Source organism: Pseudomonas frederiksbergensis, assembly GCF_001952935.1.
Classification (GTDB): domain Bacteria; phylum Pseudomonadota; class Gammaproteobacteria; order Pseudomonadales; family Pseudomonadaceae; genus Aquipseudomonas; species Aquipseudomonas frederiksbergensis.
The window spans coordinates 3,608,815-3,627,226 of record NZ_CP018319.1 but is presented as its reverse complement, the minus strand read 5'-3'; the positions used below and the strand labels follow the sequence as shown (position 1 = coordinate 3,627,226).

Here is an 18,412-nt window from a genome sequence, read left to right as displayed (position 1 = left end):
CAGCCATACCCGAATCGACCACACCCATGAACGCCCCCCGCACACCCCGCCCTGCGCGTAAGAAGCCTGACTCCGCCACCCCGGCCAAAACCGTGGAACCGCGTGAAAAGGCCAGCCTGCATCCGCGCAATCGCCATCAGGGTCGTTACGACTTCCCGGCGCTGATCAAAACCACGCCGGAACTGGCGAAGTTCGTGATCATCAACCCGTACGGCAAGGAAAGCATCGACTTTGCCAGCCCGGACGCGGTGCGGGTGTTCAACCGTGCTTTGCTCAAGTCGTTCTACGGCGTCGCCCACTGGGACATCCCGGCTGACTATCTCTGCCCGCCGGTTCCGGGCCGTGCCGATTACGTGCACTTCCTGGCCGACCTGCTGGCCAGCGTCAACGACGGTGAGATCCCGCGCGGTGCGCCGGTCAAGGTGCTCGATATCGGCATGGGCGCCAACTGCGTCTATCCGTTGATCGGCTACAGCGACTATCGCTGGCACTTCCTCGGCTCGGAAATCGACCCGACAGCCGTGGCCGCCGCTAAAGCCATCGTCCAGTCCAACGGGCTGAACAAGGCCATCCAGTTGCGTCAGCAAAGCAACCCCAAGCACATTCTGCTGGGCCTGCTTGAACCCGGCGAACGTTTTGACCTGACCATGTGCAACCCGCCGTTCCACGCATCGATGGACGAAGCGACCAAGGGCAGCGAGCGTAAATGGCGCGCCCTGGGCCGCGCCGATCCAAAACGCAAACTGCCGGTGCTGAACTTTGGCGGTCAATCGGCCGAACTGTGGTGCGAAGGCGGGGAAGCACGGTTTGTGACGCAACTGATCGCCGAGAGCGCGCATTTTCAACACAAAGTGCTTTGGTTCAGCACCCTGGTCTCGAAAGCCTCAAACCTGCCTGCGATCCAGACGGCGCTGAAAAAGGCTGGCGTGCTGGAAAGCCAGGTCGTGGAAATGTCGCAAGGGCAGAAGCAAAGCCGCTTCGTCGCCTGGACGTTCCAGACTAAAAGCGAGCAGCAGGTCTGGCGCGAACGTTGGGCGCGTAAAAGCTGAGTAATTGCTGACAAGCCAAATTACTGAGTGCTGAAATCCCTGTGGGAGCGGGCTTGCCCGCGAAAGCAGTGTGCCAGGCGTCAAAGAAGGCGACTGACTCGCCGCCATCGCGGGCAAGCCCGCTCCCACAAGGATCGGCGGTGTTTGAAGAATTTATGGCACAAAAAAAACGTGCCCGGATTGCTCCGAAGCACGGTTTTTTTATAACAAGTCTTACTTGTTAACAGCGTCGGTCAGGCCTTTGGCCACAACCAGCTTGATAACTTTCTTGGCAGCGATTTCGATGGCAGCGCCAGTCGAAGGGTTGCGGCCGGTACGGGCAGGACGCTCAGTCACTTTCAGTTTGCCGATACCTGGCAGAGTGATTTCGCCGCCGTTTTCCAGCTGATCGGCAACGATTTGGCCCAGTTGGTCCAGAGCGTTACGCGCGGTGGTTTTTGGCGCGTCGATAGCTTCAGCGATGTCGGCGATCAGTTGGTCTTTAGTAAGAGCCATGTAGTGTTCCTTCCCTATCAAATTCATATGGATTGCAGAGTGCAGTGTCAGCCATCGAGCCCGATCTTCTGGATCTGGCACCCTCGGCCACAACCGCGACGAGTCGGGGTTATAGATACCGAAATCAGGGTTTGGTTCGACCTGACAAATGCTGAATGCACGCTTAACGCAGTGACTTCGCGTAAGACCGGGCAAAACTAGCACAGAGACGGGGAAATATCCGCCTCTAGCTACCCATTTGGTCAGCTTTATTACTCTAAATCGGCAAAAAACTGCATAAGCGCCATCGGACACCTGCGAATTGCCCTTCGTGCCGCGCCAAAACCAGTGGTTGCGGTACACTTGGCACTTTTTGGGGGAGCACGCCCTCCTCTCTTCCATCAGCCGAGAAGCCCATGCCGATCCGCCATTGCATCGTCCACCTGATCGACAAAAAACCCGACGGCACGCCCGCAGTTCTCCACGCTCGCGATTCCGAACTGGCCGAGTCGAGCGCCATCGAGTACATGCTTGCCGACCTCAACGAGAGCTACAACGCCAAACAAGGCAAGGCCTGGGGTTTCTTCCATGCCGAGTCCGGGGCGCATCCGTTCAGCGGCTGGCTGAAGGAATACCTCGATGGCGGCAAGGACTTCACAGCGTTCAGCCGGGTGGCGGTGGAACATCTGCAAAAGCTGATGGAGGAATCGAACCTCTCAGTGGGCGGCCACGTGCTGTTTGCGCATTATCAGCAAGGCATGACCGACTACCTGGCGATCGCCCTGCTACACCACAGTGAAGGCGTTGCAGTGACCGATCAGCTGGACGTGACCCCGTCCCGGCACCTGGACCTGGGCCAACTGCACCTGGCGGCGCGGATCAACGTCTCCGAGTGGCAGAACAACAAGCAGTCCAAGCAGTACATTTCGTTCATCAAAGGCAAGAACGGCAAAAAGGTGTCGGAGTATTTCCGCGACTTCATCGGCTGCCAGGAAGGCGTCGACGGCCCCGGCGAAACCCGCACCCTGCTCAAGGCTTTCAGTGACTTCGTCGAAAGCGAAGACCTGCCAGAAGAATCCGCCCGCGAGAAGACCAAGACCCTGGTGGATTACGCCAGCAGCCAGGCAAAACTGGGTGAACCCATGGGCCTGGAAGAACTCTCGGAGCTGATCGACGAAGAGCGCCCGAAAGCCTTTTACGATCACATCCGCAACAAGGACTACGGTTTGTCGCCGGAGATCCCGGCCGATAAACGTACCCTCAACCAGTTCCGCCGCTTCACCGGTCGCGCCGAAGGCTTGTCCATCAGCTTCGAAGCGCACCTGCTGGGCTCGAAGATCGAATACGACGAAGAAGCCGGCACGCTGATCATCAAAGGTCTGCCGACCCAGCTCACCGATCAGCTCAAGCGACGTAACTGATGCTCGGCAGCGTACTGAAGAAATGCCTGCTGATCCTGCTGGTGGTCGTGGTCTACCAGAACTGGGGCAAGATCGAGCGGGTGTTCCATCCGGCGCAAGGGGTGTCCGAGCAGACTCAGGCCAAGGCCAACGTCGTGCTCTATGCCACCGAATGGTGCGGTTACTGCAAACTGACCCGGCGCTTTCTCGATCAGAAGGGAATTCCGTACAAGGAGTTCGATATCGAGAAAGATGCCGAGGCGCGCAAAGCCTACGAAGCGCTGGGTGGCGGCGGAATTCCGATCATCGCTGTGAACGGGACGTTGCTTCGCGGGTATGACCCGGACGCCATTCTCGCTGCCCTGAAATAACCTATTGGCTCACTCAATCCCTGTGGTGAGGGGGCTTGCCCCCGTTGGGCAGCGAAGCGGCCCCAGCATTTTATCGTCGAGCCGCAACTACAGGATTTACGACTGCTGCGCAGCCGAACGGGGGCAAGCCCCCTCGCCACAGGTATGAGTGTGCGTCAGCGTTTTTCGATACGAAACCCGAACCGCGGAAAGTGCACATGCACCACACCCGCCCGCTCGTCTTCGCGACGCAGAATCAATTCTTCGCTACCCGCAAACAGCAACTCTCCCGCCACCGGATCAACGCCGTAATCGGTCGCAGCGATCACCACTTGCTGGCCTACTTCGAACCCGTTCGGCTCATCGAACTGCTCATCCGGCAATGCAGCCGGCGTGGTGTTGCGCGCGACTTCAAGCGCCTCCTCGGAAGTCATCTCGCTGAACGCGCCATGACCGAAGCCCAACACGCGCCCCAGCCATGCCGAAACCGCTGGATAAGCATCGACCAACGGTGACGTGACGGGCGTGGCCTTAAGGAACCACAACGGATGGGCCAGGGCGAAGTCGGCAATCGACGGCTCGCCGAACAGGAAGTCGCCCTGTTCGCGCTGAAGCTGTTGCTCCAGACGCGCCATGATGGTCGGCCACTGATGCCGGGCCTGTTCAGCCGACAACCGTGTGGCGCTGCCACCGCTGAACAGGCCGGCGCGATCGGCCAGGAAGGCCTTGATCGCTTCAGGTGACAATTTACCGAAGCGCACCGCCACCGACGCCGGCTGGAACACCAGGCTGACCGCATGCTGGAACACCACCGAATCGGCCCACGCGGCGAAGGTCGCGGTGATCATTTCCTGACCTTCCGGAAAGAACGCCGGCAAGGCTTTTTCCTGCTCCAGACAACGTGCCATTAGCGCCGTGTCGCAATAAACATCAGCGCCAATCTGCAACACCGGCGTCTTGCGGTAGCCGCCGGTCAGCGCCGTCAGATCGGGTTTCGGCATCACTGGCGAGATGTTCACCGAACGCCAGGACAGTCCCTTGAAGCCCAGCAACAAGCGAGCCTTTTCGGCGAAAGGGGACGTCGGGTAATGATGCAGAATCAACTCGGACATGCTCGGTTCCGTCGCTCGGATAAGGAAACCGCAGCTTAGCGCGCAATCCGCACGCGGCCTACCCATCTCCCTGATGGGCGCTTATCAGTCAGATTGATAAGCCCGCAGCAGCACTCGCCACCAAGCATTCCTTGGCGCTTTTCTTGAGTTTTTTGATCAGCCGTTCCTGACGCAGCGCTTCGCCTTTATCGCGGCAGGCTTCCGTGTAAACCAATGCTACGGCAGGGCTGGAGAGAAAGAAGCGCGCGCCCTTGCCACTCTGGTGAGTGGCGAAGCGGCGCGCGGGATCGTCGCTGATCCCGCAGTAGAGCGAACCATTGGCCGCGCGAACGAGGTAGACGAACCAGGGCTTGCTGACAGGCAGCGAGGGTTCGGCGGCGGGGACGGAAGATTCGCTGAGGGTGTTCACGTGACGATCAAGGCTTGAAAGGAAACAAGCCGCGATCTTATCAGCGACTGGCCTGGAATGCCTTCAGCCCCTTCAAAGCTTGAGCGCGCACGGCGTTTCTCACTACCGGCGTCCAGCCCAACAATAGCCCTTTGAAACCCAGCGCCTGTCGGGACCAGGCCCACAGATCGAAGCTGTCGTGATGCTCGCAAATCTTGCCGTCGCGAAACACGAAACGCGCCTGAATGTCGTTGACCACGGTGTTGCCGGTCTGGCTGAACAGGTAGGTCGCCACCCAATGGGCACCGCCCGTGCGCTCATCACTGCGCACGTTATCGAACGTCAGGGAAAAATCCTTGGCCCGAGTGGTGAGCATCCGCCACATGTCGCCTGCATCGCGGCCGTGAAGTTCGCCGAACGCCGGATCACTGAACACCACGTCGTCGGTGTAGCAGGCGCTCATGGCTTCGGCATCGAGTCGCTGGAAGGCTTGGTAGAACTGGGTGATCAATGCATTGTGGGCATCACTCATGAACAGGCTCCCTCTGTATGTGCAAATAGATGCGCAAAGTGGTTTCAAAAGATTGCCTGCACGATAGTCAACAAAGGCGCGAAACACTATCGGCATTCGTGAGCCGAATACCGACAGTGCGCGGGTGTCAGACCTTTTCGCTTTCGACCTGGACGTATTGCGAACGCCCGGCACCGAGGCCGGCGATGATCGCGCCGAGGCCAATGACACCGAAGATCCAGCCCACGGCACTCCAGCCGCCGGTCCAGTCATGCACGATGCCGACCGCGAACGGGCCCATGGACGCCAGGGTGTAGCCGAAGCCCTGGGCCATGCTCGACAGGTTCGCCGCGACATGGGAGTCCCGCGAACGCAGCACGATCAGGGTCAACGCCAGACTGAACGCCCCGCCCTGCCCCAGACCCAGCAGGATCGCCCAGCCCCACAAGCCTTCGATCGGTGCGTAAAGACAACCGAACAAGCCGCCAAGGGTCAGCAGCATGACGATGACAATCGCCAGACGCTGATCCTTGCCACGCGTCGCCAGCCATGGCGCCGCCAGTGAACTCGCCAACTGAACGATGACCGAACCTGACAGCACCAGACCCGCCTGGGTCGGCGTCAGGCCGCGACCGATCAGGATCGACGGCAACCAGCCGAACACGATGTAGGCCAAAGAGGATTGCAGGCCCATGTAGAACGTCACTTGCCAGGCCAGAGGATCACGCAACAGACCGCGAACCCGATACGCGACGTTGTGCGCGCCGTGTTTCTGCCCGACTTGTGGCAACCAGAAAATCGCCGCGACCAATGCCGGAACCACCCAGAAGCCGAGGCCCAAGGCCCAGCTCTTGTCGAAATGCTCGCTCAACGGCACGGTCGCGCCCGCGGCCATCGCCGCCCCCAGGCACAGGGCCATGGTGTAGACGCCGGTCATGGTGCCCGCGTGTTTCGCGAAGTCACGTTTGACGATGCCGGGCAGCAATACGCCGATCACGCCGATGCTCGCGCCGGCCAGCACGCTGCCGGCAAACAGGCCGATCTCGCCGAAAGAACTGCGCAGGATGATCCCGCCGGCCAGCATCAAGAGAATGCCCAGCACCACTCGCTCAGCGCCGAAACGTCGAGCCAGCACGGGCGCCAGCGGTGCAAACAAGCCGAGGCACAACACCGGCAACGTCGTCAGCAAACCGGCGTGGGCGGCCGACAAACCGAGGGTCTTCGACACCTCGCTGAGCATCGGCGCCATGCTCGACAGCGCCGGACGCAGGTTCAGCGCCACCAGAATCAGGCCCAGCAACAGCAGCCACGGCCGCCGCAGGATCGGCGGACTTAGCTGGACCTGTTCGTCATCCGCCTCGGCGTCGATCAGCAGCGCTTCAAGCTCCGCCGTGCGCTTGGCTTGGGGGAGGCTGCTTTGGTTGACCTGCTGGCTGGACATGGGGTTCTCGGTTTCAAGGTTCATTGATCAACTGCCTCGACAGGGCTTTGGCCCGTTCCGGGTCGCGTTGCTCGACGGCATCAAGCAGTTCGATATGGAGGTCGAACACTTCTTGGCGTCGGGGGAAATGTTCAGGGTTTCGCGCAATTGCGCGCCGATGACACTGGAAAAATAGCGATACAGCTCGCTGAGGGTCGGGTTGTGTGCGGCGTCAACCAAGCGGCGGTGGAACACCAGATCGCAAGCGATATACGTGTCGAGATCGCCGTGGTAATGGCTGCCACTGACGCCCAACGCCTCGCGCAATGCCACCAGGTCTTCGTCGGTACGACGCAACGCGGCCAGGCCGATGGCCTCGACTTCCAGAATGTGCCGAGTCTCCCGGGCTTGCTCGTGGGAGCAACGGGACAACGCCTTCATGGTGTCGAGCGGATCGACCACTGCCCGCAGATAGCTGCCGTCGCCCTGACGGATTTCGATCAATCCGGAAAACGCCAGTACGCGCATGGCTTCACGCACGGTATTGCGGCTGATGCCCAACTCGGCGGATAGCTCGGGTTCGGTGGGTAAACGCTGGCCGACAACCCATGCGCCTTCGTTGATGCGCTTGCGTAACTGATCCAGGGCCTGATCGACCAAGGACCGCTTTATGAGTGGAGAAATTTCTGACATTGGATTCGCCCTTTCATCCAATCATAGGATGAATTTTCTGACATGTTAGTCAGCTACGCGTAGGACGGCAACCGCCTACGGTCAGGGAGAGGGAAATGGAGCGGGATTTTCGATTAGTCAAAATTACCCTTTAAGGGTAATTTTAGGGACAGGGTTAGCGGCTTCTTATGGAAAAGAACACACCCCATTACGACTTGGCGGTGATCAAAGCGGATGTCAGGCGACTTGGAGGCAAAGCATTCACCAGCAGTGCTAAAAACGGCGGCAGGGTTCTTGGCTTAAACCTCGTGGAGATGCAGGAGGTCATTTTCGAGCTCCAGGGAAAGATGCTGTACAAGTCGATGACCACCTATGACGATCATCGCGTCTGGCAAGACGTTTATCACATCAACTCATACGGTCTGGAGATTTATATCAAGGTGACGTATCGCCCCGGCGGTGGTCCACCCGTAATCTCCTTCAAGGAGAAATCCCAATGAAAACCCGGCAGTGTTTTAGCTGTGGAGCCCAGGAAGGAATGCGACATTTCGAGGGTCGCGGCGAAACCATGAGCGTCAAAGGTATGGAGCGCCGCGTAAATGATTTATCTGGCTGGGAATGCCAGATGTGTGGCGAGGTCGAGTTAGACGACAGTTGTTCAGAGCGTCATTCAGATGCGGGCGACGAACTGGTTATCGCAGCAAGGCAGATGATCGGCGACGAGATGAAGCGAATCCGTCGCAAACTGCATCTGACGCAAAAAGAAACTGTGCAACTACTGTCCGGTGGCGGACACAACGCGTTTTCCCGTTACGAGCGCGGCGAAATACTTCCTCCGAAAACATTGGTGCTGCTGATGCGCCTGCTTGACCGCTATCCGCATTTGCTCGCCGATGTGAAATCACTGGGTGAAGGGGCGGATTTGAGGGGTTTCAAGCATACAGCGCACAAAGAGCACGAAACCCTCACTGTTTCCTGAGCGCAAAAAACAAACCCGGCGCGAGGCCGGGTTTGTTTCTACGAGTCAGCTGGCATCAATGCAAAATCTGGCTCAAGAACAGCTTGGTCCGTTCATTCTGCGGATTATCGAAGAAGTCGTTCGGCGCGGCCTGTTCGACGATTTCGCCCTTGTCCATGAAGATCACGCGGTTGGCCACGGTGCGCGCGAAGCCCATTTCGTGGGTCACGCAGAGCATGGTCATGCCGTCTTCGGCCAGGCCGATCATGGTGTCGAGAACCTCTTTCACCATCTCTGGATCGAGTGCCGAAGTCGGTTCGTCGAACAACATGATTTTCGGTTTCATGCACAGTGCACGGGCAATCGCCACACGCTGTTGCTGACCGCCGGACAGTTGCCCCGGGAATTTATGCGCCTGTTCCGGAATGCGTACGCGCTCCAGATAATGCATGGCGATTTCCTCGGCCTTGCGCTTAGGCATCTTGCGCACCCACATCGGCGCCAGGGTACAGTTCTGCAGGATGGTCAGGTGCGGGAACAGGTTGAAGTGCTGAAACACCATGCCGACTTCACGGCGTACCGATTCGATCTGCTTGAGGTCGTTGGTCAGCTCCACGCCGTCGACCACGATGCGGCCCTGCTGGTGTTCTTCCAGACGGTTGAGGCAACGAATGGTGGTGGACTTGCCTGAACCCGACGGGCCACACAGGACGATACGCTCGCCCTGTTTAACGTTCAGGTTGATGTCTTTCAACACGTGGAACTGGCCGTACCACTTGTTCACGCCCTGCATCTGAATAATGCCTTCAGGGCTCACAGGCTTTTTGATTGCTTCGCTCATTTCAGAACTCCTAACGCTTGTGGCCAGTGTCGAGCTTGCGTTCCAGATGCATGGAATAGCGCGACATACCAAAACAGAAAATCCAGAACACCAGGGCCGCGAACACATAGCCTTCGGTGGCCATGCCCAACCATTTCGGGTCGGCGGCGGCTTGTTTGACGCTGTTGAGCAAGTCGAACAGGCCGATGATGATCACCAGGCTCGTGTCCTTGAACAGCGCAATGAAGGTGTTGACGATACCGGGAATCACCAGCTTCAGGGCTTGCGGCAGAATCACCAGGCCCATGCTGCGCCAGTAGCCGAGGCCCATCGCTGCAGCGGCTTCGTACTGACCTTTGGGAATCGCTTGCAGACCGCCACGCACCACTTCGGCAACGTAGGCCGACTGGAACAGGATCACACCGATCAGTGCCCGCAACAGTTTGTCGAAGTTCATGCCTTCAGGCAGGAACAACGGCAACATCACCGAGGACATGAACAGCACCGTGATCAACGGCACGCCGCGCCAGAATTCGATGAAGGTCACGCAGACCACACGAATCGCCGGCATGTTCGAACGACGGCCCAGCGCCAGGACGATACCCAGCGGCAATGCACCGGCAATACCGACAGTGGCGATCACCAGGGTCAGCATCAAGCCGCCCCACTGGCTGGTCGCCACCTGGGTCAGGCCGAAGACGCCGCCGTGCAGCAGGCACCAGGCAACAATCGGATACACCACCAGAAAGCTCAGCCCGTACACCGCTTTATGGTGAAAACGCGAGATGAACAACGGTGCCACGCCGATGACCGCCAACCATACGGTCAGGTCAACGCGCCAGCGCAAGTCCACCGGGTAGTAGCCGTACATGAACTGGCCGAAGCGCTGTTGGATGAACACCCAGCAGGCGCCCTCCTTGGTGCAGTCGGCCTGGCTGGTGCCGACCCAGTTGGCATCGAGGATCGCCCAGCTCAGGATCGGCGGCACCACCAGGTAGATCAGGTAGAACGCGAACAGGGTCAGCAGGGTGTTGAGCCAGCTGGAGAACATGTTGGCGCGCATCCACGCCACGACACCGATGCTGCGGTTCGGGGGCGGCATGTCAGGTTTGAAAGTATGAGTCGTCATGCGCTTTTCCTTACCGCTCGATCAGCGCAATGCGCTTGTTGTACCAGTTCATCAGCAGGGAAATGCTGATACTGATCGCCAGGTATACGCTCATGGTGATGGCAATCACCTCGATCGCCTGCCCGGTCTGGTTCAGCACCGTACCGGCAAACAACGAGACCATTTCCGGGTAACCGATACCGGCCGCCAGCGAGGAGTTCTTCGCCAGGTTCAGGTATTGGCTGGTCAGCGGTGGGATGATCACGCGCAGGGCTTGCGGGATGATCACCTTGCGCAGGGTCGGACCGTTGCGCAACCCCAACGAGTGCGCCGCTTCCGTCTGGCCGTGGCTGACCGACTTGATGCCCGAACGCACGATCTCGGCGATAAACGCCGCGGTGTATACGGTCAGGGCCAGGGTCAGCGCCAGCAGTTCCGGGATCAGCACCCAGCCACCGACGAAGTTGAAGCCTTGCAGCTTCGGCATTTCCCAGTGCACTGGCGCGCCGAAGATCAATGCGCACAGCGCAGGGATCACCAGGAACAGTGCCAGCCCCACCCAGAACTTGTGGAACGGTGCGCCGGTCGCTTCGAAGCGTTTGGTCGCCCAGCGGCTCATCAGCACGATGGCGACAATGGCCACGACGATGCTGACCACAAACGGCCAAAAACCATCCGCAGCCAACGCGGCCGGCATGTTCAGGCCACGACTGCTGACAAAGAAGGTGTCGCCGAAGTTATGGCTGTTGCGTGGCCCCGGCATGGTCAGGAACACCGCGAAGTACCAGAACAGGATTTGCAGCAGCGGCGGAATGTTACGGAAAACCTCTACATACACCGTCGCCAGCTTGGCAATGATCCAGTTCTTCGACAGCCGTGACACACCAACGATGAACCCGAGGATCGTCGCCAGGATCACGCCGATGAAGGTCACCAGCAGCGTGTTGAGCAGGCCGATGACAAACACCCGGGCATAGCTGTCCGATTCGGTGTAGTCGATCAGGTGTTGAGCGATGCCGAAACCGGCACTGCGCTCCAGAAAGCTGAAACCGGAGGTAATGCCCCGGTGCTCAAGGTTGGTCTGTGTGTTGTCGAACAGATACCAGCCCATCGAGACCACCGCCACGATGGTGATGATCTGAAATAGCCACGCACGCACTTTTGGATCGCTGAGGCTGAGCCTCTGCTTTGGTGCGCCGATTGAATTTTGCATGAAGTGCCCCGCAAAGAATGGAACAGAACATCACCCGGTGGTTGGCCCACCGGGTGATAGAACCATCAGCGCACTGGTGGTGCGTATTGAATGCCGCCGTTGTTCCACAGAGCGTTCAGCCCGCGGTCGATGGCCAGTGGCGTGCTCTTGCCGAGGTTTTTCTCGAACACTTCACCGTAGTTACCCACTTGCTTGACGATCTGCACGACCCAGTCTTTCTTCACTTTCAGGTCTTTGCCGTATTCACCGTCAGCGCCCAGCAGACGAGCAACGTCCGGGTTCTTGGTGGCTTTGGCTTCAGCTTCAACGTTTTTCTGGGTGATACCCATTTCTTCAGCGTTGAGCATCGCGAACAGGGTCCACTTGACGATGCTGAACCACTCTTCGTCGCCTTTACGCACGACCGGGCCCAGAGGCTCCTTGGAGATGGTTTCCGGCAGAACGACGTAGTCGGTCGGGGTCGCCAGCTTGCTGCGTTGTGCGTAGAGCTGGGATTTGTCGGAGGTCAGCACGTCGCAACGACCGGATTCCAGCGACTTGGCGCTTTCATCGGAGGTGTCGAAGGTGATCGGGGTGTATTTCAGACCGTTACCGCGGAAGTAATCGGAAACGTTCAGCTCGGTCGTGGTACCGGCTTGAATGCAGATGGTGGCGCCGTCGAGCTCTTTAGCGCTCTTCACGCCCAGCTTGTTGTTCACCAGGAAGCCGATGCCGTCGTAGTACGTCACGCCGGCAAACACCAGGCCCATGCCCGAATCGCGGGAGCTGGTCCAGGTGGTGTTACGCGACAGCACGTCGATTTCGCCGGACTGCAGCGCGGTGAAGCGCTCTTTGGCGTTCAACTGGCTGAATTTGACCTTGGTCGCATCGCCGAATACGGCAGCGGCCACAGCGCGGCAGACGTCGGCATCGATGCCGATGATCTTGCCAGTCGAGTCTGGAACCGAGAAGCCCGGCAGACCATCACTTACGCCGCACTGTACGAAACCTTTCTTCTGCACTGCATCCAGGGTTGCACCCGCCTGAGCGAACCCACTGACACCGAGTACTGCGGCTGCAGTCACGATAGCCAGGGTGGATTTCAACATCTTCATTCAAACCTCCAGTTTTGCTCTTGTTGTGTCGGAGCTTGAGTCCAGTCGCACCCTTATGAGGCGTTGTTGACCCGTGTTGGCTTTTTTTGGGGTCAACCGACGTAAGACCTGCGCTATGAGTCTAGTAGGAGAAAATCCACATCATGGACAACTCACTTCTCACCAATCGGCCGAACGGGCTGTAGCCCTTTCACGTTCGCGAAGCCCGTAGCGGCCACTGGCGAACATCCATCACCGGATTCTTTGCTATCCCACCGCCAGCAGTACACTGATAGTGTTACCGCAAGGCGCGAGATGGGTTGCACCGTTTCCCCATAGCAAAGCCCGTACCAGACCGCTCGCTGAAGCGATTACGCGACAGGTCAATAGCAAAACTTGTAGCCTTGCGACATCTTCTTAACTGATCAACCAGGCACGCCCTCAGACCTCGCACTCAATGAGCGCGCCTGCACAATATTGGAGCAACCATGACCGAGCCCTTGATTCTTCAGCCCGTCAAGCCCGCAGACGCCTGCGTTATCTGGCTGCACGGCCTGGGCGCCGATCGCTACGACTTCCTGCCGGTGGCAGAGGCGTTACAGGAAACCCTGCTGACCACCCGCTTCGTTCTCCCTCAGGCACCGACCCGCGCCGTGACCATCAATGGTGGCTACGAGATGCCGAGCTGGTACGACATATTGGCCATGAGCCCGGCGCGCGCGATCAACCGCGAGCAGCTGGAAGCGTCCGCGCAAAGAGTCTTTGATTTGATCGAGGAGCAGCGCGCCAGCGGAATAGACGCCTCGCGAATCTTTCTGGCAGGTTTTTCCCAGGGTGGCGCGGTGGTGCTGCACACCGCTTTCCTGAAATGGCAGGGGCCGCTGGGTGGCGTACTTGCCCTCTCGACTTATGCGCCGACCTTCAGCGATGAACTGGAGCTTTCCGCCAGCCAGCAGCGCATTCCCGTGCTGTCTTTGCACGGCCAGTACGATGACGTCGTTCAAAACTCCATGGGCCGCACCGCTTATGAGTATCTAAAGCAGCATGGTGTCACCGTGACATGGCAGGAATACCCAATGGGTCATGAAGTGTTACCCGAGGAAATTCGCGACATTAGTGTCTGGCTCGCCGAGCGCTTGCGTTAACTGTTTATGTGAAAAGCAACCCATTGATCCATCCCCCTACGCCGCGCCCGATTCTTGCATTACACTGGCCGGCGTATATTCCTTAACCAATCGATGAGATGACCGTGCTCAAAGCACTCAAGAAAATGTTCGGTAAAAGCGAGACTGAGCAGCTCGCGCCAGTCTCCAGCGCTCCGTCTCACCATCCCAGCCACCGCACCGACGGTAGTCAGTCTGGCCGGACCGCCACCGTAGCGGTACCGAAGCACGAGCCGATCACCACACCGGCCGTCCAACCCGTTGAGGCCCAGGCCTCTGAAGAACCGGGCAACGAAGCTGCGAAACCTGCCCGACCGCGTCGCGAACCCAAGCCCAAAGCACCGGTCATCCCCTGGAAACTCGAAGACTTCGCCGTCGAACCCCAGGAAGGCAAAACCCGTTTCCACGATTTCAAACTCGCCCCCGAACTGATGCATGCCATCCAGGACCTGGGCTTCCCGTATTGCACGCCGATCCAGGCACAAGTCCTCGGCTTCACCCTGGCCGGCAAAGATGCCATCGGTCGCGCCCAGACCGGCACCGGCAAAACCGCTGCCTTTCTGATTTCGATCATCACCCAGCTGCTGCAAACCCCACCGCCGAAAGAGCGTTACATGGGTGAGCCGCGGGCACTGATCATCGCGCCGACCCGGGAACTGGTGGTGCAGATCGCCAAGGACGCGGCCGACCTGACCAAGTACACCGGCCTCAACGTCATGACGTTCGTCGGCGGCATGGACTTCGACAAGCAGCTCAAGCACCTCGAAGCCCGTCACTGCGACATCCTCGTCGCCACACCGGGCCGTCTGCTGGACTTCAACCAGCGCGGCGACGTGCACCTGGACATGGTCGAAGTCATGGTCCTGGACGAAGCCGACCGGATGCTCGATATGGGTTTCATCCCACAAGTGCGTCAGATCATTCGCCAGACTCCGCCGAAGAACGAGCGTCAGACGCTGCTGTTCTCCGCGACCTTCACCGAAGACGTGATGAACCTCGCCAAGCAATGGACCACCGACCCGTCGATCGTCGAGATCGAGTCGCAGAACGTGGCCAGCGAAAACGTCGAGCAGCACATCTACGCGGTCGCCGGTGCCGACAAATACAAACTGCTCTACAACCTGATCAACGACAACGGTTGGGAGCGGGTGATGGTGTTCGCCAACCGCAAGGATGAAGTGCGGCGCATCGAAGAACGCCTGGTGCGCGATGGCGTCAACGCCGCGCAACTGTCCGGCGACGTGCCGCAGCACAAGCGCATCAAGACCCTGGAAGGTTTCCGCGAAGGCAAGATCCGCGTCCTGGTCGCCACCGATGTGGCTGGTCGCGGCATTCACATCGACGGTATCAGCCACGTGATCAACTTCACCCTGCCGGAAGTCCCGGACGACTACGTGCATCGCATCGGTCGTACCGGTCGTGCCGGCGCCGATGGCGTGTCCATCAGTTTTGCCGGTGAAGACGACTCCTACCAGCTACCGTCCATCGAGGCGCTGCTGGGTCGCAAGATCAGCTGCGAAACGCCACCGACGCATCTGCTGCGAGCGGTTGAGCGCAAGCGCCCGTAACGCGGGTCGCACTAAAAGAGGCGCAGCCGGAAACGGACTGCGCTTTTTTTTCGTCCAGTTTTTTCAACAGGCTTGCTCGCGACAACTAAATGTCCATAATAGACAAATTAGTTTACTTTCAGCTCTCGGAGCCGACCATGCCCAGTACGCCTTACGTGATCACCCAACCTCAAGTTCGCGAGCTGCTGGCGCAGGTCGACGTGCCGCAGATCCTGCGCAAGCTGTTCCGCGACCTGGCCGCCGGCCAAGCCGTACAACCGGCGCAGCAACTGGTGGAGTTTCCCCAGGGCGCTGGCGACTTCATCAACTACCTGGGCGTGCTGGCCGAAGACGGCGTTTACGGGGTCAAGACCTCGCCGTACATCGTGCGTGAACAAGGCCCGCTGGTGACCGCCTGGACGCTGTTGATGTCGATGCAAACCGGCCAGCCGCTGTTGCTCTGCGATGCCGGTGAACTGACCACGGCACGCACCGCCGCAACCACCGCCGTGGCGGTCGACGCCCTCGCCCCGCTGAAGGCGCAGCGCCTGGCGATCATCGGCAGCGGCAAGGTCGCCCAGGCGCACGTGCACTACGTCAAAGGCCTGCGCGACTGGCAGAGCATCAGCCTCTACTCGCCGAGCCTGAGCGACAAGAGTCCCGAAGAATTGGCGCAGCTCAAACGCCTCGATCCGCGCCTGAGCATCCTCGACAGTCTTGAAGCAGCGGTTCAAGACGCCGACGTGATCATGCTCTGCACCTCGTCCGCAGGCCCGGTGATCGACCCGTCGAGCTTGAGCAAACCGGCGCTGATCACCTCCATCAGTACCAACGCACCGCGTGCCCACGAGGTGCCGCCGCAGAGCCTCAATGGCATGCAAGTGTTCTGCGACTATCGCCTGACCACCCCGGGCTCGGCCGGCGAGATGCTGATTGCCGGTGAACAATATGGCTGGGACAAAAACGCGATCATCGGCGACTTGCCCGACCTGCTCAGCGAAAAAGTCCAGCGCCCTGGCTACGACCGTCATGTGTTCTTCCGCTCCATTGGCCTGGGCCTGGAAGACATCGCACTGGCCAATGCCATCTACCGCCTACAGCACTAACACCACAAACACCACAAACCCTGTGGGAGCGGGCTTGCTCGCGAAAGCGGTCTGACATTCACCAATGATGTCGACTGACACACCGCTTTCGCGAGCAAGCCCGCTCCCACAAGGATCATCGACACATTCGGCATTTACGCCCCATCAGGAGACGTTCATGAGCCAGGCAGATTTCATCATCATCGGCGGCGGGATTGCCGGTGCTTCCACCGGTTTCTGGTTGTCGCAGCACGCCCGGGTGATCGTGCTCGAACGCGAATCCCATCCGGCTTACCACTCCACCGGACGTTCCGCCGCACTGTTCACCGCCGCCTACGGTACCCCGCAGGTTCGAGCGCTGACTCAGGCCAGCCGTGATTTCTTCGACGCGCCGCCGGCCGGTTTCTGCGAGCACCCGCTGCTGACCCCGCGTGGCGAGATGACCGTGGACTTCACCGGTGACCCGGCCGAACTGAATAATCAATACCTGAGCGCCAAAGCCACGGTGCCGCAGATGCAGTTGCTCAGCGCCGACGAGGCCTGCGTACGCCTGCCGATCCTGCGCCGGGAAAAAGTCCATGGTGCGATTTACGACCCGACCGCCAGCGACATCGACACCGATGCCTTGCACCAGGGCTACCTGCGCGGCATCCGACGCAACAAAGGTGAAGTTCATACCGACAGCGAAGTCCTGAGCCTGACCCGCGACGCCGAAGGTATGTGGCACGTGCGAACCAACGGTCAGACCTACAGTGCCCCGATCATCATCAACGCGGCAGGCGCCTGGGCCGACAAAATCGCTGAGCTCGCCGGTGCCAGTCCACTGGGCCTGCAACCCAAGCGCCGTGCAGCGTTCATCTTCGCCGGCCCCGAGGGCGTGGACATCCACGATTGGCCAATGCTGGTCAGCCTCGACGAATCCTTCTACATGAAGCCCGACGCCGGAATGTTCCTCGGCTCGCCCGCCAACGCCGACCCGGTGGAACCGCACGATGTGCAGCCCGAAGAGCTGGACATCGCGTTGGGCATCTACCAGATCGAAGAAGCCACCACCCTGACCATCCGGCGTCCGACCCGCACCTGGGCCGGCTTGCGCAGTTTCGTCAGTGACGGTGATTTGCTGTGCGGTTTCGATCCGCAGGTGCCGGGGTTATTCTGGGTAGCGGCACAAGGCGGTTATGGCATCCAGACCTCGCCGGCCATGGGCCAGGCCAGCGCTGCACTGGTCCGCGGTGAAGCCTTGCCCGAACACCTGACGCGCTTCGGTCTGAACACCCAAATGCTCTCTCCTTCGCGACTGGGCTGACTTTCGGACGCAGGTGACGTGTCGACACGATTGCGGCAAACTTCCAGCGCCCTTTTTTGACGGGGCGCTGATGCTGTCCGGAGCTCCACTCTATGAACGCCCAAGAACAAGAACCAGTCGGTAACGACTCTGCATTGAAGAGTTCGCCGCTGGACAATTTCCGCGCGATCGCCGATGCCATCGCCACATTGTTCTTTCCGCACGCCGAGGTGGTGCTGCACGACCTGCGCACGCAGAAGGTCGACTACATCGCCAACAACCTGTCCAAACGGGAAATCGGTGACGACTCGTCGCTGGAGGACATGCTCAGCGAGGAGATCAGCGAACGAAACATCGGGCCGTACGAAAAGCTCAATTGGGATGGCCAGAAGATTCGCAGCCTGAGCAGTGTCCTGCGCGACAGCGAAGGTCGTCCGCTGGCGGTGCTGTGCATTAACCTGAATATTTCGTTGTTCGAAAATGCCAAGGCGGCGCTGGATCTGTTCCTGTCACCGAGCAAATTGATTCCGCAGCCCGATTCGCTGTTTCGCGATGACTGGCAGGAGCGGATCAACACGTTCCTGCACGCCTGGCTGCGCGAGCGTCAGCTGAGCCTGAACCTGCTGACCCGTGACCATAAGCGCGAACTGGTGCTGGCACTGCACGCCGAAGGCGCCTTCAAAGGCAAAAGCGCCTCCAACTATGTGGCGAACGTGCTGAACATGGGGCGGGCAACGGTGTACAAACATTTGAAGGAATTGAAGGGCTAATTGTGGCGAGGGAG

The 18,412-nt window shown here is 59.4% G+C and carries 19 protein-coding genes and 2 pseudogenes; 10 read left to right on the top strand and 11 right to left on the bottom strand.

Features of this window, described 5'->3' with window-relative positions:
* Positions 1-26: 26 nt before the first annotated feature.
* Complete coding sequence (gene rlmF, locus PFAS1_RS16855) at positions 27-1,049, top strand: 23S rRNA (adenine(1618)-N(6))-methyltransferase RlmF (RefSeq protein WP_074879971.1); 1,023 nt, start codon at positions 27-29, stop codon at positions 1,047-1,049.
* A 213-nt stretch (positions 1,050-1,262) separates the two neighbouring features.
* Here rlmF and PFAS1_RS16850 read toward each other — a convergent pair whose 3' ends face one another.
* Positions 1,263-1,544 (bottom strand): HU family DNA-binding protein, encoded by a 282-nt coding sequence (locus tag PFAS1_RS16850; RefSeq protein WP_007905514.1) that lies wholly within the window; start codon positions 1,542-1,544, stop codon positions 1,263-1,265.
* Positions 1,545-1,939: 395 nt separating this feature from the next.
* On the opposite strand from PFAS1_RS16850, the gene yejK reads away from it, so the two are divergent.
* Together yejK and PFAS1_RS16840 are read left to right on the top strand one after the other, a co-directional pair.
* Complete coding sequence (gene yejK, locus PFAS1_RS16845; protein WP_008147593.1) at positions 1,940-2,944, top strand: nucleoid-associated protein YejK; 1,005 nt, start codon at positions 1,940-1,942, stop codon at positions 2,942-2,944.
* The gene (locus PFAS1_RS16840) at positions 2,944-3,294 is read left to right on the top strand and encodes a glutaredoxin family protein (RefSeq protein WP_076029858.1); all 351 of its coding nucleotides are present in this window, start codon (positions 2,944-2,946) and stop codon (positions 3,292-3,294) included. The genes yejK and PFAS1_RS16840 overlap by 1 nt, the downstream gene beginning before the upstream one ends.
* 155 nt (positions 3,295-3,449) lie before the next feature.
* On the opposite strand, the gene PFAS1_RS16835 is transcribed toward PFAS1_RS16840, so the two are convergent.
* From PFAS1_RS16835 to PFAS1_RS30420, 6 genes and pseudogenes are all read right to left on the bottom strand, one after another.
* Positions 3,450-4,385 carry a glutathione S-transferase family protein gene (locus tag PFAS1_RS16835; protein WP_076029857.1) on the bottom strand — a complete coding sequence of 312 codons (936 nt, stop codon included), beginning with the start codon at positions 4,383-4,385 and terminating at the stop codon, positions 3,450-3,452.
* A gap of 88 nt (positions 4,386-4,473) precedes the next feature.
* On the bottom strand, positions 4,474-4,794 hold the full coding sequence (locus PFAS1_RS16830; protein ID WP_076029856.1) for a GIY-YIG nuclease family protein: 321 nt from the start codon (positions 4,792-4,794) through the stop codon (positions 4,474-4,476).
* A gap of 40 nt (positions 4,795-4,834) precedes the next feature.
* Positions 4,835-5,305, bottom strand: coding sequence for a nuclear transport factor 2 family protein (locus tag PFAS1_RS16825; RefSeq protein ID WP_076029855.1), 471 nt, complete (start codon positions 5,303-5,305; stop codon positions 4,835-4,837).
* A 127-nt stretch (positions 5,306-5,432) separates the two neighbouring features.
* Entirely contained in the window at positions 5,433-6,749 is a 1,317-nt protein-coding gene (locus PFAS1_RS16820; protein ID WP_076029854.1) for a CynX/NimT family MFS transporter, read from the bottom strand.
* Positions 6,739-7,145: pseudogene (locus PFAS1_RS30425) on the bottom strand (FadR/GntR family transcriptional regulator). Before PFAS1_RS30425 ends, PFAS1_RS16820 begins: the two are co-directional and overlap by 11 nt.
* A 90-nt stretch (positions 7,146-7,235) precedes the next feature.
* Positions 7,236-7,397 (bottom strand): annotated as a pseudogene (locus tag PFAS1_RS30420) (FadR/GntR family transcriptional regulator); the annotation flags it as partial.
* A gap of 167 nt (positions 7,398-7,564) precedes the next feature.
* On the opposite strand from PFAS1_RS30420, the gene PFAS1_RS16810 reads away from it, so the two are divergent.
* Positions 7,565-7,876 carry a type II toxin-antitoxin system MqsR family toxin gene (locus PFAS1_RS16810; RefSeq protein ID WP_074879991.1) on the top strand — a complete coding sequence of 104 codons (312 nt, stop codon included), beginning with the start codon at positions 7,565-7,567 and terminating at the stop codon, positions 7,874-7,876.
* On the top strand, positions 7,873-8,355 hold the full coding sequence (locus PFAS1_RS16805; RefSeq protein WP_076029853.1) for a type II toxin-antitoxin system MqsA family antitoxin: 483 nt from the start codon (positions 7,873-7,875) through the stop codon (positions 8,353-8,355). The genes PFAS1_RS16810 and PFAS1_RS16805 overlap by 4 nt, the downstream gene beginning before the upstream one ends.
* A gap of 55 nt (positions 8,356-8,410) precedes the next feature.
* Here PFAS1_RS16805 and PFAS1_RS16800 read toward each other — a convergent pair whose 3' ends face one another.
* The 4 genes from PFAS1_RS16800 to PFAS1_RS16785 all read right to left on the bottom strand — a co-directional run bounded on the left by PFAS1_RS16800 (position 8,411) and on the right by PFAS1_RS16785 (position 12,569).
* Entirely contained in the window at positions 8,411-9,175 is a 765-nt protein-coding gene (locus PFAS1_RS16800; protein WP_008147575.1) for an amino acid ABC transporter ATP-binding protein, read from the bottom strand.
* A gap of 10 nt (positions 9,176-9,185) precedes the next feature.
* Positions 9,186-10,283 (bottom strand): amino acid ABC transporter permease, encoded by a 1,098-nt coding sequence (locus PFAS1_RS16795; RefSeq protein WP_074879998.1) that lies wholly within the window; start codon positions 10,281-10,283, stop codon positions 9,186-9,188.
* A gap of 10 nt (positions 10,284-10,293) precedes the next feature.
* On the bottom strand, positions 10,294-11,475 hold the full coding sequence (locus tag PFAS1_RS16790; protein WP_076029852.1) for an amino acid ABC transporter permease: 1,182 nt from the start codon (positions 11,473-11,475) through the stop codon (positions 10,294-10,296).
* Between the two features lie 65 nt (positions 11,476-11,540).
* Positions 11,541-12,569 carry an amino acid ABC transporter substrate-binding protein gene (locus tag PFAS1_RS16785; RefSeq protein WP_074880005.1) on the bottom strand — a complete coding sequence of 343 codons (1,029 nt, stop codon included), beginning with the start codon at positions 12,567-12,569 and terminating at the stop codon, positions 11,541-11,543.
* Positions 12,570-13,036: 467 nt separating this feature from the next.
* Between PFAS1_RS16785 and PFAS1_RS16780 the strand changes: the two genes are divergently transcribed.
* The 5 genes from PFAS1_RS16780 (at position 13,037) to PFAS1_RS16760 (ending at position 18,398) form a co-directional block, all read left to right on the top strand.
* The gene (locus PFAS1_RS16780; protein WP_074880008.1) at positions 13,037-13,693 is read left to right on the top strand and encodes an alpha/beta hydrolase; all 657 of its coding nucleotides are present in this window, start codon (positions 13,037-13,039) and stop codon (positions 13,691-13,693) included.
* Positions 13,694-13,791: 98 nt separating this feature from the next.
* Entirely contained in the window at positions 13,792-15,279 is a 1,488-nt protein-coding gene (gene rhlB, locus PFAS1_RS16775; RefSeq protein ID WP_076029851.1) for an ATP-dependent RNA helicase RhlB, read from the top strand.
* 137 nt (positions 15,280-15,416) lie between these two features.
* Positions 15,417-16,364, top strand: coding sequence for an ornithine cyclodeaminase family protein (locus tag PFAS1_RS16770; protein ID WP_076029850.1), 948 nt, complete (start codon positions 15,417-15,419; stop codon positions 16,362-16,364).
* 157 nt (positions 16,365-16,521) lie between these two features.
* Positions 16,522-17,649 carry an NAD(P)/FAD-dependent oxidoreductase gene (locus PFAS1_RS16765; protein ID WP_076029849.1) on the top strand — a complete coding sequence of 376 codons (1,128 nt, stop codon included), beginning with the start codon at positions 16,522-16,524 and terminating at the stop codon, positions 17,647-17,649.
* Positions 17,650-17,741: 92 nt separating this feature from the next.
* A complete protein-coding gene (locus tag PFAS1_RS16760; RefSeq protein WP_076029848.1) occupies positions 17,742-18,398 on the top strand; it encodes a helix-turn-helix transcriptional regulator in 657 nt (218 codons plus the stop codon).
* Positions 18,399-18,412: the final 14 nt, after the last annotated feature.